This window comes from Streptomyces sp. NPDC091387, assembly GCF_044756945.1.
Classification (GTDB): Bacteria; Actinomycetota; Actinomycetes; order Streptomycetales; family Streptomycetaceae; genus Streptomyces.
In genome coordinates, this window is the sequence record NZ_JBIVTZ010000034.1 from 15,313 (window position 1) to 29,262 (window position 13,950).

The window sequence follows — 13,950 nt, forward strand, 5'->3', positions numbered from 1 at the left end:
GAGGGTGTGGGGGTACCTGTCCGGGGGCGGGTGACCTGCCGGGTGTCCGGCTCGGTCACCCGCTTCGGGCTGTCCGGTCAGTTCCGGGTGGAGGTGACCGGCTGTCCGTGCTGCGCGCGGAGCTGGGCCATCAGGACGGTCAGCGTGTCGCTGGAGAGTGGGATCTGCTGACCGCGGATCGCCTGGGCGACCACCTTGCGGGTCAGCTTGTCCTCGGCCCTGACCGCTGACCGGGCGATCTTCAGCAACTCCTCGGTGTCCGGGTCGGACCGCCGGTCACCGGCCGTCCGGGCGCCCCGGTCAGCGACCGGCGGCGGAGTGACTGGCTGACCGGTGACCGGCTCGGGGCTGCCCCGGTGGCCGGTGACCGGCTCGGTGCCGGCCGGTCGGTCAGTGACCGCCGGGGCGGTGGTCGGCTGTCCGGGCAGGTCAGCGGCCTCGTCCGGCTGACCGTGCTGACCGGTGACCGGGGCACCGCTGTCCGCCGGGGCGCTGTCCCCGGTCAGTGACCGAGGGATCGGGGTCGGCTTGTCCGGGGACGGGTGCGGCCGGTCGGTCAGGGCAGTGACCGACTGTCCGGCGCTGACCTGACCGGCCTTCGACTGCGGCTGACCGACCCGGTCAGTCCAGTCGGCCCGAGTGACCTCGACGTCCTCGGGCCGGTCAGCCGGACCGCGGTGACCGGAGAGACCGACCTGACCGGGGTGACCGGGGTCCTCGCGGTCACCGTCCTTGACCGGCCCCCGGGCGATGAGGATGTAGAGGTGGACAGCTCCGGCCAGGGCGAGCGGGGCGATGGTGGACAGCACCGCGACCACCGTGTCCCCGAGCCGCAGCCCGGTCACCGGACCCGCCTCCTCGTTGAGCCTGACCGCGTGCAGCGCGTTGGCCCAGATACTGGCCGCCGTCGCCGTACCGAAGAGCGTCCAGACATAAAGCCGGGCGCGCAGAGGCGCGTCGCGCAGGACGAGCAGGGCCCGTACGCCGTAGGCGATGAACCCGTCGATCACCAGAGGGAAGAGGTAGGTGAGGAATCCGCGGATGTGGATGGCGACGGCCATCTGCTGGAGGGCGTCGTACGACAGGGCGCAACCCGCGCCGCCCAGGGCGATGACGACCGTGCGGTCCCAGCCGGTGATGTGCGCCGTCCTCGGCGCGTGCGTGTTGGTCATGCCGCGGTCCCGAAGTCGACGCGACCCAGGCGCTCGCCGTCGGTCACGGGCGGCTGGACGGTCTTCGTCGCCGGCTCCAGGTCACGGTGTACGAGTGCCCGGCGGGTCTCGCGGTACAGCTTCTGGGCGTGTTCCTCGGTGATCTTCAGGAGCCAGGCCAGGCGCTGTTCGGTGAGGCCGTGGCGGTAGGCGGCGTGGACGACCGCGCGGCGTTCGGCCTTGGTGAGGTGGACGTCGCGTCCGGCGATGGTGGCGTTGACGCGGCTGTAGTCGAGGCGGTTGGCGAGCTTCTCGTGCAGCGGCCGACGCTCCTCCTCGGTCAGTCCGCCCCGGATGCCGTCGGTGTCGTTGTTCTCGAGGGCGGCGTCCAGGCAGGCGCGCCGCACCGGGCACTGGCCGCACAGCGACTTCGCGGCGGTGATCTTGTCGGTCTCGTCGGGCTCGGGGAAGAAGATTTCGGGGTCCACCGGGTTGTACTCGGTGGACTGGCAGACGGCCTCGTCCTGCCAGGTGTGATCGCCCAGGGACCGGTGGTGGGCAGGGCTGATCGTCGTGGTGGTCATGCGGGTTGCTCCGATCGCTCTCCGCGCGCATGGGGCGTCGGCGGAGAGGTGCGCTGGGTCGTGAGGTGCATGGGGCGGCGCGCTGAGGGCGCGTGGGGCGGCCAGTGGTGGGTCAGGCTGCGGTGCGGTGGCGTCTGCGGTCGACCGGTTCGAACTCGACCCGGGTGGTCATCTGGGCGAGGCGGGAGGTGACGCGGTCGCCGAGGTAGGCCTTGAGGTCCTTGATCGCCAGGTTGGTGGTGATCAGGGTCGGGAGCATGTGGTTGTAGCGGCGGTTGATCAGCCGGTACGTCACTTCCTCGACCCACTCCGATGCCTTGGCCGCGCCGAGGTCGTCGATGATCAGCAGCGGCACCCGGCTGTAGGCCGCCAGTTCCCGCTCACTGTCGACGCCGGGGCGGGGGCGTAGGTCGGCGTAGAGGTCTGCGGCGGTGGTCGCGCGCCATCGCACGCCGATCCCGCTCTGCACCAGGAGGCGGATCGCGCCGTACGCCTGGTGGGTTTTGCCGGAGCCGACGACGCCGGCCATCAGCAGGCTGGGTCCGGTGGCGACCTGCCGCCGGGCTCCCGGGCTGGGGACGACGGCCGCTTCGGTGACGTCGCGGGCCCAGGCCAGGACCTGGGGGTGGTCGGCGATGGCGGCCTGGTAGCGCGGAGGCATTCCGGCCGACAGGGCGTCCAGCGGCGAGAAGGGCTCGGGGTCGTCGGCGATTGCGGCGACGGTGGCCGGGTCGATGTGCCGGGCGGCCAGAATCCGAGCCATCCGGTCCAGGGTGCCCTCGCCGGCGAGGGTCTGCGGTTCGCGGTTACGGGTGCGCATCACAGCTCCTCGGCGTAGGCGGCGGCAGCGTCGGCCGGGTTGGTCCACGCCTGGTGAGCGGGCACGTAAGGCCAGCTTCCCGGCTGTGCCGAACCGCCGGGCCTCGCGTTCATGGCCTCGTTGACCATGCTGGTCAGCACGCTCGGATGCTTGGGGTTGGCCGCGAAGTTCCGCAGCCCGGCCCGGATGTGCTCCGGGGCGATGCCCTCGGCCAGGAGCTTCTTGGTGATCCGCCCGAGGTGCCCGATCACGTCACTGGGCGGACGCTCCTCGCATGCAGCGATGTACTCGCCGACCAGCTGATTGGCCGAGACGGTGTCTGCGGGCGCCGTGCGCCCCGTAGGGAAAGAAGATCCAGGATCCAAGATCCTAGATCCAGGCGCCGAGCCCTCGGGGAGGCTTCGGGGAAGGTTCAGGGAAGCCTCGACGAATGCGTCCTGACCTGCGTTTTTCGCGCCCTTGTGGTGATGGGCGCCGACCGTGACGTCAAGTGGGTCCTGCTGGCCGGTGGGAGGTCCGCCTGCGGGGCCGGGAGATGTCGCGGCGGCCTGGGCCGGCAGATCGAGGCCTCGGGGAGTGTTCGGCGAAGCCTCGGCGAACACTCCGGGAGAAGTAGGGGACGGCGCCTGCGTCCGCTCGGTGCAGGTGCCCTTGCAGGGTGCGCACCGGTGGGCGGCTTGGTGCTGCGGGCAGGACGGCAGGCGGGACTGGCTCGGCTTGTCGATCTTCTGGTGCTCGGACCAGGTGACGATGTGGAGGTAGCGGCGGCCGTCGCAGCCGGCGTACCGGCAGATCAGCCTGGCGTTCGCGAGCTGCTGGAGGTCGTCCTCGACATGGACCGAGGTGTGTTCGGCGCGCAGGGGCCAGAGCAGCCCGGCGATGATCGCGGCGTTGTCGCGGTGACGGCCGTGGTCGTCGGCTTGGGTGAGCAGCCCGAAGAAGGTCCGTTCGGCCTCGACGCTCACTTCGGCGAGCGACTCGGAGGTGAACGCCTCCGGCTTGATGGTGCGTATCCGTGCCATGTCAGCGATCCCGGCCGGCCGCGAGGTCGCTACGGATGAGGGTCGCGTCGGCGAGGTCGAGGATGTGCGGCCGGGTCCAGTCCGCCTCCGGCCAGACCCGCAGGATCCAGCGGGCCGCGACCCTGGCGGTCGTCCGGCTGAGCGCCACCGTCTCGCCGGCCTCGCCCCTTGCGCTGGCATGCGGGTGCGGCCAGGCCTGGCTCGGGTCGGTAAGGCTGACGCGGATGGTGACCGCGCCCGGGATCATGTCGGTGAGCTGGGCAGCGAGGCGGTGCTGGCGGCCGGTTTCCGGGCAGGCCGGGATTCCGCTCGGCGTGGCGAGCATGCGATACTCCGTTGTTCGTAGGAGCGCGGTGCGGTGGTTCTCCTGAAAAAGCCCGCCGCCCGCGAGATGTGAGTCGGCCCCTCTGGGGCGCCGGCCTGGCGCTCCGGGAGTTGGTAGCTCCCGGGCACTGGGCCCCTCTTCCTTCCCTGCCTCTTCCCTCTCGTTCGTTGCCGCAGCGCCGGGTAGGCGATCTGCTGGGACCAGGACCATAGGGTGAGCCTCGTTACAAGTCCACCTCTTACACCTGCCCTGACCAGGCAATCACCACTCCAGTGGATGGATGCGCGATCAACATACACCGCAATCGCGAACCTTCGTCAACCACAGTGTTGCCATTCGGTACGATCGAACACGTAGCACCACCGAAGTGGATGGGCTCACCCGCGCAGCGAAGGGATCCGGAATGACCACAGAGCGGCAGTTCGCGGAACTGCTCGACCGGCTCTTCAGAGACATGCACCCCAAGGGGCGAGGGCCGTACACCTACGCCGAGGTGTCCGCCGGCATCCGGGAGAGCACGGGGACATCCATCTCGGCCAGCGCCATTCAGCAGCTCCGGACCGGCTCCAACCGCAACCCGAAGCTGGAAACGATCAGAGCGTTGGCCGCCTTCTTCGGCGTACCTCCGGCGTACTTCTTCGACGCCAAGGAGTCGGAGCAGATCGAAGCCGAGCTGGCCCTCCTGACGACCATGCGGGACGCCGACGTCCGCGCCGTAGCCCTACGCGCCGCCGGCCTGTCGACTGAAACGCTCTCGACGATCAGTGGATTCATCGAAAGGGCGCGCGCACTGGAGGGGCTTCACGACGACCCCGCGAAGCCGAACGCGTGACGGTTGTCACCACGCCGATTCCACACTGCGAAGATCGACGCCGAAAAAATGCACTATGCACCATTTTCGAGCTTGATCAACTGACACCCAATCAACAACAGTCATTCCTTGCATTCCCCCAGCCCATTCGCGCGTGATCACTGTCGTATCGTGATTCGGCCGAAGAACGCTTCGGTATGACATCGAACCGGAGCAGCACGTTGAACCTGCGCAGTCACTTCGGTCGGGTGGGTAGCAGCGCGGCAAAATCCCCGAAGCACAAGGGCTTGCTCGCCACGACAGAGATCCCCGACCCGTTTGACGTACAGACTTTCTGCGAGATGCTGTCTGCACAACGCGGACGCCCCGTATACCTTCACAGCACTCCGGGAATCACGTCCAGCGGAGTTCCCTGCGGGGCGTGGATCGCCACGGAGCGGGCCGATCACATTTTCCACGAGGAATCGACTTCCCCGCTTCATCGCACACACATCGTCCTCCACGAAGTAAGTCACATGCTGCTGGAACACACTTCGTTGCAGGTTGAACGAATGGCGCATCTCTTCAAGCGGGTTGACTCATCAGCCGTGAAAAGTGTGCTCGGGCGGGCCAGTTACAACACGGAGGATGAGCGAGCCGCCGAGCAGCTCGCCGACCTCCTTGCCAGGAAAGCCAACTTGTTCTCCCCGAACGAGACCCGAAGCAACCCCGTCCTGCAGCGCCTCGACGACGCGCTGAGTGACTCCTGATCTGATGGCTTCCTTCATCCCCGCAGCCCTGCTGTGGATCGTCACGGTGTGGCGCGCGCCGGCCGCCTGGCGTGTTCCGGCGAAGCGCGCTCTTTGGGTGGCGTTCTTCGCGCTGTCCATAGCCATGACCATCCGTCCGGACGGCGTCTCATCGGCTCTGGATTCCTGGTTGGGGATCCACAACGTAGCGACCCTCTGCAAGCACCTGGCAGGCATCACAGCCGCCTACGCCGTACTGACCTTCGTGTATGACGTGGCACAGGAGCAGGCCACCTCGCTCCGCGGATCACGTCCGCGCATCGCCGTCCCTCTTGCTGCGGGAGTCGGTCTGACCCTGCTGTTCTTCGCCGCTCCACAGCCCGGGGAAGCCACCGACCTTCTCACCGACTTCGCCGACGACTGGCGTATCGCCGTCTACGGCGTCATCTGGTCCGGCTACCTCGGTACGGCTCTCGTCAGTGCCACTCGACTGTGCTGGCGATGGGGTCGCCTCCCGGAAGCCGGCCTCCTGGGGCGCGGGCTTCGGATCACCGGCATGGGGACGGCGCTGGGGATCGTCTACGCGGGGCACCGCGTACTGGCCTTGGCCCTTCGTTACTTCGGCTTGACGCCGATATCCCCGCGTACTGATGAAACCGTCAGCAGCGCCTTCCTGTTCGGGGCGTTGGTCTTCATCCTCGCCGGAAGCACCTTGCCGGTCGTTCGCCGTCTCCATCGATGGGGCCGTGCCCATCTCGCTCTCACGCGGCTCTACCCTCTCTGGCTCGAGCTCACTTCCGCTGTCCCTTCAGTGCGGCTCGATCCACCGCGCAGCAGGCGAGCGGATGCTCTTCTTTTCCGCCACACACGCGGTCGCCTGTATCGACGGGGGATAGAAATCCGAGACGCGATTCTGGATCTCGGGGACCACGCCTCCCCGGCCCTACGTTCCGAGGCCGCACGTTACGTCGCGGAGAAGGGCCTCATAGGCGCCCAGGCCGAGATATACGCCGAAGCGTGCTGGATCGCCAGCGCCAAGGAGGCGCGGGAAAACGGCGACGCCCGCGCGGGTGAGCACACAGCCCCTGCCAGTGGCGGTAAGGACCTTCACAGTGAAGTCGAAGCTTTGAGGCACCTGGCAACAGCCTACGAATCAGCACTTGTTCGAGAATTCTCCTCAGTCCGGAGTTCAGGATGAAGCTCACTTCAACCCGTCTGGCCCGCATAGTCACCGAAGTCCTCGCGCCGGCTTACCTCGTCATAGCCATCCTGCTGATCATCGGCTGGCACAGCACGGGAAGCGCCGAAGGGCTGGCTTGGGGACTCCTCGCCGCGTTGTTCTGCGGTGGCATTCCCATCGCCATCATCTTGTTCGGTGTGAAACGCGGATCCTGGACGGACAAGCACGTCAAAGTCCGGTCCCAGCGCGCCATCCCACTCACGGCGACCATGATCTCGGTGCTCGTCGGCATCCTGATCCAGGTCGTCTTCGACGCTCCCCGTGAGCTCTTCGCCCTGGTCATCGCCATGCTCGTCGGCCTGGCCGCCACCATGGTGGTCACCGTCTGGTGGAAGGTGTCGGTGCACACCGCCGTCGCCGGCGGGGTGGCCACGATCCTGACGCTCGCCTTCGGGCCGGCCCTGACCGCCCTCGCCCTTGTCGTCGCCGCCGTCGGATGGTCCCGTGTCCAGCTCCGGGACCACACCGTCGCGCAGACCATCGTCGGCGCCCTGCTGGGCGGAGTTGCCGCTGCCGTGACGTTCGGGCTTCTCAGGTAGCGCGGTGTCGGTGAGCGGGCCAGCTTGCACAACTCGACGAGTGCGAGGTGCGGCATCACGCCGCTGACGTGGGGTCGATTCGCCGCCGAGCTGACCCTGGCGGCGCGTCGGCGAACATCCTGATCAGAGGATTCCCGTCCACGTCCACGGCCTCGGGCCGGATCGGCCGCGCAGGCAGTCGATCCGGTACTGCGCTTGGCTGATCCATTCTTCGTTGCCGGCCGCGTGCTGTGCTGCGTACGTCGTCATCCGCAGCTCCCGAGCGCGCGCGAGGACGGGATAGCCCTCCCACGCCGTGACGTCGTGGCCGTAGGTCGCGCAGAACTGGTCGTACTCGCGCATGGTGACCGCGCCCGTGGTCTTCGCGCGCACTGCGGTGGATACGAGATCCCACTCCGGAGGCCCCACGGAGAAGCGCTCCAGGTCCATCATCAGGACCCCGTCGGCCGTGCGGACGAAATTGCCGGGCCAGGCGTCGCCGTGCACAGCCCGGTCGGGTAGGCCGGCCGGCCGCTCGGCCCAGGCCGCTGCGAGGTCACGGTGGAGTCCATGCAGCCACTCCCTGTCGTCGTCGCGGATCGTCGTGGCTGCTTGGAGTCGTTCGCCGACCCGGACGAAGGGATCGAGGTACCCCAGCTCTATGCCCGGCATGGGCAGGGAGTGGAGCTGTGCAAGGAGTTGGGCGACGTCTTGAACGGAGCCGTGCTCCTGCGGCGGGAGTTCCACCCAGAAGGTCACTGGCCTACCGCCCACCTCGACCGGCTGCTCCACGTCGACCAGGCGAACAGCCGCGACGTTCTCCCGGGCGAGCCAACGCGCGACGCGCACCTCACGGGCCGCCGCAGCGCTCTGGCCCGCCCGTGATATCCGTACGATCACCCGCCTGCCCGGTAGCCGCCATATCTGGTTCTCGGCCAGCCGTAGCGGTTCCGCCCCGGCAGATTCCAGTCCGACCACGGAACATGCCTGCTCCAAGACGTGACGCGCAGGCGCGGCTGCCGCAGAAGTCATGCGGAAACCGTAGCGGCGATCCGCTCACGCAGCCCGAGAGCCTCTTGGACCGTCTGATGCTTCGCGGCGAAGCGACCGAGCTGTCGTAGGTCGTCGGCAGCGCGGCGGGAGGTGAGCCGGCCTACCTCGTCCAGGGCCTCGTGGCCGAGTGCCGCCGCCTGGCGAGGGTCACCCTTGGCCATGATCAGGGAGGCCAGTTTGGTGCGCGAGATCGCACGGGACCGCTTGTAGGCGTCGGTGTGCCCCTTCACTGCGGTGCCGAATCGGCGGGCTGCCCGGCCCGGGTCCTGTCCGGCGAGGATGGCGAGATCGAACAGCGCGTGGGCTGTGTCCCCGTTGTGCTGCGCCTCGTCGTAATAGGCCATCCACGGCGCCTCTTCGGCAGGCCGGGCCCGGGCGAACGCTTCATCCGCGGCGCCGACGGCCGCCATGGTGTCGCGCACGTTACCCATTTTCCCGAAAGCCCTGGCCCGTGCCGCGTGAAGCATCGCCTGCTCTGTCGCGGACAACCGGTCGGCGCGTACGAGTCCCTTCTCGGCGTAGGTCAGGCCGTCGTCGGGGGCTCCGATCCATACGGCCTGCCGGGCGAGGAACGAGTACGTCTTGGCGCGGAGATGCCAGTCGCCGGCCTCCTCGGCGCAGTCCGCTGCGAACCGGAACGTCTGGGTGGCGTCATCGTGGTGGTAGGCGTCGAACGCGGAGGCACCCACCACGATCCCGAGTCGCGACACAGAGGCGAACAGTTCGGTTCGCAGGTGCTCAGGGCACTGGGCCTGGAGGAGGCCGGCCGACCACTGCATCGCTCGGCCGGCTACGTCACGCACCATGCCGCCGCCGCCCAGCTCGTTGTCCATGCCGCTGATGGCGGTGGCTGCGGCCAGGACCTGGTCGACGTGGCCGGGGTTGACGTTCGCCGGGAGAGTCAGCTCGGCGGGGGCGAAGATCTCGGTGAGGTCGAGGGGCGCGATGGCGGCGAGGCCACCGAGCTGGAGGAACGAGCGTCGAATCACGGGCTCATGGCTCCCAGGGCGAAGAGTCGGTTCGTCTCCGCCCAGGATGCGGCCTGCCGGCACCTGAGCGGACCTCTTCCCCCCTCCCGTGGACGCCTTATCGGCATCAGCGCACTTTCTGTCGGCATCGCGGTTACCGAAGGCCATCGGCCACGCGCGGTCGAACAGCCCTCCCGTACGGAGGACTTCATCGAGCCGTTGAGCCACGTCTCGCCGGCAGCTTGGGTATTTCCCCTTCTCAATCGACAAGATCATGTCGTCGCTGACCTGCACCAACCGCCCCAGTGTCTTGGCCGACAGCCCGTGCTCCAGGCGCAGGTTGCGCAGCTCGTTGCCGAACCACTCCTGGGGGGAGGCGCCCGGATCGAGCTGCTTCATTGGCTGCGGCATGTTCTGTCCCCGAAGTCGTTGATGCCGAACTTCTCATCTGTCGGCATCAGGCTCTGCACGCTCTCGGTGCGCTCTGCCTAAATGGTTGCTGACCGGTTCCAGTCCAGTACACACCGCAACCCACCCCTGCTGAAGGGGTTCTGGCAGAACGGAGGAAGCAGCGATGGACCTGCTCATCGGCACCCGCGATCGGGACGCTTCTGTTCGAGCCACGTCCAGAAGCGTGGGCGGTCAACTCGACATGAATTTCGAAGTCCGGGCCGAAGACCTGAGAACCGTCAGGGGCATCGTCGCGGCGCACCTTTGCTGGTGGCGCGTCGACGACAGCACTGCGCACCGCATGCTGACCGTGGTGAACGAACTGATCACCAACGTCTTGCAGCACACGGTGGCGGACACCGATGGATACCGGATGGCCAGCCTGCTCCTCCAGAAGGTGCCGGACGGAGTCACCGCTGTCGTCCGCGACCAGGACCCTTGCCCGCCCGTATACGCGTCTCCGGACCCCCTGGCCGAGGAGGGGCGCGGGCTGTTGTTGCTACGGGCCCTGGCCGACGACACGTCCGTATCCGTGACCCCAAGGGGCAAGGACGTGTGGGTCTTCATCGGAACCCCGGAAACCCCCGAACACTTCTAACCCCTCACGGCCGGCACTTGGCCCTCTACAGGAGTTCCGATGTCCCTCACCGCTCTGGTTCCGGAGAACGACGTGGTTCCTCCGCCGGCCGACGAGCCGAGCATCCCGCAGTGGACACCTCCACTCGATGCAGAGGGCTTGAGGTCCGTCCTGGAGCGGATCAAGGACTGGAGTCCGCTCGATGTCGAGGAAGTCTTCGACGACCTCGACACGGCAATCGGCAATCAACTGCCGTCGGTCACGACGACCGACGCCTTGATCGACCGCCTCCGCAGCCACTTGAAGCAGCTCAGCGACATCGCCCTCGCGGACGAGCAGTTTCCGCCCACCCGGGCGATGGTCCAGCTCGTTGAACGAGGACTCCCCTTGAGGGGCGAGCGAACGCCGGCCGCACACCAGCAGGCTGTCGGCCTCGCACGTCGCCTGGCCTTCGTGACCTCCGACCTGGTCGAAGAGCTGATCGAAGCCCGCTACATCACGGAGGCGGAGTGATGCACAACCCCAGCGCCGTCAGACACCCGCCCGTGACTGCCGCGGTGGCCGCCCTTCCGCGGGATGCGTGCGACTTCGACTACTACGAGCAGCGCATCTCCGACACCTGGCTCTTGGAGAAGAGCGTCGCTGTGCGCACCCTGCGTATGCCCTTCCTCGCGGTCCCCGTCGGGGGCACGCGGCGAGGCGGGTACTACCCGGTGCCGTGCTTCTGCTTCGGGCTCAAGGTCCGTGACCTTCTCCTTGAGCAGCCCGGCTTCCCCAACCCTCGCTTGCGGTTGTCGTCCTGTCCGGACACCGGTCCCGTTGTCGAGTGGGGCGAGAAACCACCGATGCTCTGGGGCGACCGCAGCGTCACCGCCCTTGGTCGCTTCTACGGCTACAGCGAGACAGCCATCGCCGACTTCGTGCAGCGGCACCACACGACTCCCTCTTCGGCAATCTCCGTTCCGTGTTCCCCCACGGCCCTGTAGTTCGCCGAAGAGGGCCCGACTTCCCACCCGAGAGGACGAGCACCATGTGTGCGCACAACCCGCCGTGCCCCGTGGCCGAGGCTCCCGACAGGGAGGCCGCGCAACCTCTCAGGCACCGCCCTGAGCAGGGCTGGAGCCTGCTGTGCAACGGGGTGCTTCTCTTCGAGGACACCGGGGAACTTCTCCCTGACGGCCGTGTCATCGCCCCGCACCGGCCCCTCGGCGCTCCTCTCGACACGGCGGGGGCAGCGTCGTGAAGCGGGCCGGCGCAGCGTCGGGACTCGTCCCCTACATCACCTCACGGGAGGGCGAGTACGGCGCACCGGAATCGGACCTAACGCTCAGCATGAACGCCTTCGGCTCCGTGCGTCTCGCCTATCACGACGAGACACCGGCCGACCGTGGCCCGCGCGGTGAGCTGTGGGCGCGGTGCTCCCAGTCGGTCGATGCTTCCGGGAGCCCGGCGGGCAAACCGCAATGGCGCTTGGTCAATCCTGCCCGGCAGTTGGCGTGCATGCGGCAGCTTCGTTGCCAGATCGGGTTCTGCTCGGCCGAGACCGACCGGGGGTACGTCTTCCTGGCCGGAGCTGCGGAGGGCACGGCCCACCGGGGTGGTGAGCCGGTGCGGACGGCGCAGCCGCCGGTGTGTCTTAAGCATGTGCGGCCTGCCATCGAATTGTGTCCGCATCTGCGGAAGGGGCACGTCGCCTTCCGTGCGCGGGCGACGTCGGTCTGGGGTGTTGTCGGTTCCCGGTATCGCCTCTCCGCCCTCGGCTTGGAACCGCTTCCTGCCGAGCACGACGATGCGCCCGTGCCGTACGGGCATCCCCAGGTGGGCTGGTTCCTGGCGAGCCAACTCGTACGCGAGCTGCGGGACTACGAGGTCGTCAACCTGGACGATCTTGTGCCCGCCACGTAGACGGCCGCCCGGCGGCCCTGAGTGGTACAGACAGGACCGCCGGGCGGCTCACCACCGGCACCAAATCCCCCGGGCGCCATCCACAACCTTGGGCGAGCGCTCCGACAAGAAGGAGGCCGTTCACCGGCAGCCCCCATCCCACCGGCACGCGGTGCCGGCCTATCTCCCCGAACACGTACGACCGAAGGAAGTTCATGACGAACACGACCGTCGAGCCCGACGAGGCGACCCGCCTGCGGAACAAGGTGGTGGACGAGCTGTGCGCGGACGGCAACATCTCCTCGCCGGAGACCGAAGCGGCCATGCGCAAGGTGCCCCGGCACGAGTTCACGCCCAACACCCCGCTGGACAAGGCGTACGACACGTACGCCGCCGTGATCACCAAGACGGACGAGCACGGCGTGCAGCTCAGCTCCGTCTCCGCGCCGCAGATCCAGGCCATGATGCTGGAGCAGGCCCAGGTGAAGCCTGGGATGCGGGTTCTGGAGATCGGCTCCGGTGGGCTGAACGCGGCCTACCTCGCCGAACTCGTCGGCGAGGACGGTGAAGTCGTCGCCGTGGACATCGACCCCGTCGTCACCGGACGTGCGCGCCAGCTCCTGGACGAGCACGGCTACGGCCGCGTGCATGTCGTCACTACCGACGCCGCCGAACCCATCCCTGGCCTCGGTGAGGTCGATGTCGTGATGGTGACCGCCGGAGCCTGGGACATTTCCCCGGCCTGGACCGCGCAGCTCAGGCAGGGCGGCCGGCTCGTGGTGCCGTTGCGGATGCGGGGATTGACCCGGTCGGTCGCCTTCACCCAGGTCACGGGCGAGCACGGCGCCTACCTGGAGAGCGATTCGGCGCGGATCTGCGGCTTCGTACCGATTCAGGGCTCTACCGCCCACCGGGAAGAACTCCTTCTGGTCAACGGCACTCCGGAGATCGGGCTCAAGTTCGATGACGGCCTGCCGGCCGACCCGCACCGGCTGGACAACGCCGTCACCACACCGCGCCACGAACTGTGGACCGGCGTCACCGTTCGTCTCCAGGAACTCATCGACACCCTCCAGATGGCGATGGCGATCAGCCTGCCGGGCTTTTGCACGATGGCCGTCGACGAAGACCTGGACACAGGCCTGGTCACCCCCGTGAACAGGCGGTTCGCCCTCTCTGCCGTCGAGGACGACACGTTCGCCTATCTCGTCACCCGCCGCACCCAGGACAACAAGCACATCGAGTACGGCGTGCACGCCCTCGGCCCGAACGCGCAGCAGTTCGCCGACAAGATCGCCGGCGTGCTGCGCGACTGGGAGGCCAACCGGCGCGGCGGCCCCAGCCCGGTCATCCGGGTCTATCCGGCCAGCACCCCCGATGACCAGATCCCGGCCGACCGGGTCATCGACAAGGTGCACAGTCGGATCTCGCTCTCCTGGCCCTCGGCGTAACACCGGGAGCCAGGTAGTCCCGCACCATCCGAACCATCCGCACAAGAGGAAGGCACATCATGACGAGCGCCACTCTGGCCCCGCCCGCCCCGCTGGCAGGCCTGGACGACGACGACTTCGCGCCCCTGGATGTGAAGGTCATCATCGCCGAGCACGCGTACGGCAAGCTCATGTGCTCCACGGGCGACGGCTGTGGCAGTACCTGCGCGACCGGCGCCTCCGCATGCGGCTCCTTCACCGAGGACCCGGCCTGATCCAGGCCGTCCCTCGCCGGTGGGGCGGGGGGCCCCCGGCGCCCCCCCCCCCCCCCCCCCGCCCCCCCCCCCCCCCCCCCCCCCCCCCCCCGGGGCGGGCCCCCCGGGGGGCGC

At 68.2% G+C, this 13,950-nt stretch carries 18 protein-coding genes; 11 read left to right on the plus strand and 7 right to left on the minus strand.

Features of this window, described 5'->3' with window-relative positions; translation table 11 throughout:
- Nucleotides 1-77: 77 nt before the first annotated feature.
- The 5 genes from ACIQM0_RS38195 to ACIQM0_RS38215 all read right to left on the minus strand — a co-directional run bounded on the left by ACIQM0_RS38195 (nucleotide 78) and on the right by ACIQM0_RS38215 (nucleotide 3,902).
- Nucleotides 78-1,172 (minus strand): DUF2637 domain-containing protein, encoded by a 1,095-nt coding sequence (locus ACIQM0_RS38195; protein ID WP_401295591.1) that lies wholly within the window; start codon nucleotides 1,170-1,172, stop codon nucleotides 78-80.
- Complete coding sequence (locus ACIQM0_RS38200; protein ID WP_401295593.1) at nucleotides 1,169-1,735, minus strand: WhiB family transcriptional regulator; 567 nt, start codon at nucleotides 1,733-1,735, stop codon at nucleotides 1,169-1,171. The genes ACIQM0_RS38195 and ACIQM0_RS38200 overlap by 4 nt, the downstream gene beginning before the upstream one ends.
- 112 nt (nucleotides 1,736-1,847) lie before the next feature.
- Nucleotides 1,848-2,555, minus strand: coding sequence for an ATP-binding protein (locus ACIQM0_RS38205; RefSeq protein WP_401295595.1), 708 nt, complete (start codon nucleotides 2,553-2,555; stop codon nucleotides 1,848-1,850).
- On the minus strand, nucleotides 2,555-3,577 hold the full coding sequence (locus ACIQM0_RS38210) for a hypothetical protein (RefSeq protein WP_401295597.1): 1,023 nt from the start codon (nucleotides 3,575-3,577) through the stop codon (nucleotides 2,555-2,557). Before ACIQM0_RS38210 ends, ACIQM0_RS38205 begins: the two co-directional genes overlap by 1 nt.
- A gap of 1 nt (nucleotide 3,578) precedes the next feature.
- Nucleotides 3,579-3,902, minus strand: coding sequence for a transcriptional regulator (locus ACIQM0_RS38215; RefSeq protein WP_401295599.1), 324 nt, complete (start codon nucleotides 3,900-3,902; stop codon nucleotides 3,579-3,581).
- A 403-nt stretch (nucleotides 3,903-4,305) separates the two neighbouring features.
- On the opposite strand from ACIQM0_RS38215, the gene ACIQM0_RS38220 reads away from it, so the two are divergent.
- From ACIQM0_RS38220 to ACIQM0_RS38235, 4 genes are all read left to right on the plus strand, one after another.
- Nucleotides 4,306-4,734 carry a helix-turn-helix domain-containing protein gene (locus tag ACIQM0_RS38220; protein ID WP_266412440.1) on the plus strand — a complete coding sequence of 143 codons (429 nt, stop codon included), beginning with the start codon at nucleotides 4,306-4,308 and terminating at the stop codon, nucleotides 4,732-4,734.
- Between the two features lie 494 nt (nucleotides 4,735-5,228).
- Nucleotides 5,229-5,462, plus strand: coding sequence for a hypothetical protein (locus tag ACIQM0_RS38225; protein WP_326662822.1), 234 nt, complete (start codon nucleotides 5,229-5,231; stop codon nucleotides 5,460-5,462).
- Between the two features lie 4 nt (nucleotides 5,463-5,466).
- The gene (locus ACIQM0_RS38230; protein ID WP_401295602.1) at nucleotides 5,467-6,639 is read left to right on the plus strand and encodes an MAB_1171c family putative transporter; all 1,173 of its coding nucleotides are present in this window, start codon (nucleotides 5,467-5,469) and stop codon (nucleotides 6,637-6,639) included.
- Nucleotides 6,636-7,220, plus strand: coding sequence for a phosphatase PAP2 family protein (locus ACIQM0_RS38235; protein ID WP_401295604.1), 585 nt, complete (start codon nucleotides 6,636-6,638; stop codon nucleotides 7,218-7,220). The genes ACIQM0_RS38230 and ACIQM0_RS38235 overlap by 4 nt, the downstream gene beginning before the upstream one ends.
- A 123-nt stretch (nucleotides 7,221-7,343) precedes the next feature.
- On the opposite strand, the gene ACIQM0_RS38240 is transcribed toward ACIQM0_RS38235, so the two are convergent.
- Together ACIQM0_RS38240 and ACIQM0_RS38245 are read right to left on the minus strand one after the other, a co-directional pair.
- A complete protein-coding gene (locus ACIQM0_RS38240; RefSeq protein WP_401295605.1) occupies nucleotides 7,344-8,231 on the minus strand; it encodes a phosphotransferase family protein in 888 nt (295 codons plus the stop codon).
- Nucleotides 8,228-9,619, minus strand: coding sequence for a helix-turn-helix domain-containing protein (locus ACIQM0_RS38245; protein WP_401295607.1), 1,392 nt, complete (start codon nucleotides 9,617-9,619; stop codon nucleotides 8,228-8,230). Before ACIQM0_RS38245 ends, ACIQM0_RS38240 begins: the two co-directional genes overlap by 4 nt.
- Before the next feature lie 175 nt (nucleotides 9,620-9,794).
- Between ACIQM0_RS38245 and ACIQM0_RS38250 the strand changes: the two genes are divergently transcribed.
- The 7 genes from ACIQM0_RS38250 (at nucleotide 9,795) to ACIQM0_RS38280 (ending at nucleotide 13,836) form a co-directional block, all read left to right on the plus strand.
- Nucleotides 9,795-10,268, plus strand: a complete 474-nt coding sequence (locus ACIQM0_RS38250; RefSeq protein WP_401295609.1) for an ATP-binding protein — start codon at nucleotides 9,795-9,797, stop codon at nucleotides 10,266-10,268.
- Between the two features lie 39 nt (nucleotides 10,269-10,307).
- Complete coding sequence (locus ACIQM0_RS38255; RefSeq protein WP_401295611.1) at nucleotides 10,308-10,760, plus strand: DUF6415 family natural product biosynthesis protein; 453 nt, start codon at nucleotides 10,308-10,310, stop codon at nucleotides 10,758-10,760.
- Between the two features lie 32 nt (nucleotides 10,761-10,792).
- Nucleotides 10,793-11,233: a DUF6302 family protein gene (locus ACIQM0_RS38260; RefSeq protein ID WP_401295613.1), complete on the plus strand. Its 441-nt coding sequence runs from the start codon at nucleotides 10,793-10,795 to the stop codon at nucleotides 11,231-11,233.
- 44 nt (nucleotides 11,234-11,277) lie between these two features.
- Nucleotides 11,278-11,490 carry a DUF5999 family protein gene (locus tag ACIQM0_RS38265; RefSeq protein ID WP_266796420.1) on the plus strand — a complete coding sequence of 71 codons (213 nt, stop codon included), beginning with the start codon at nucleotides 11,278-11,280 and terminating at the stop codon, nucleotides 11,488-11,490.
- 89 nt (nucleotides 11,491-11,579) lie between these two features.
- Complete coding sequence (locus ACIQM0_RS38270; protein WP_401295615.1) at nucleotides 11,580-12,152, plus strand: hypothetical protein; 573 nt, start codon at nucleotides 11,580-11,582, stop codon at nucleotides 12,150-12,152.
- A gap of 194 nt (nucleotides 12,153-12,346) precedes the next feature.
- On the plus strand, nucleotides 12,347-13,582 hold the full coding sequence (gene fxlM, locus ACIQM0_RS38275; protein ID WP_401295617.1) for a methyltransferase, FxLD system: 1,236 nt from the start codon (nucleotides 12,347-12,349) through the stop codon (nucleotides 13,580-13,582).
- Between the two features lie 59 nt (nucleotides 13,583-13,641).
- Complete coding sequence (locus ACIQM0_RS38280) at nucleotides 13,642-13,836, plus strand: FxLD family lanthipeptide (protein WP_266412424.1); 195 nt, start codon at nucleotides 13,642-13,644, stop codon at nucleotides 13,834-13,836.
- Nucleotides 13,837-13,950: the final 114 nt, after the last annotated feature.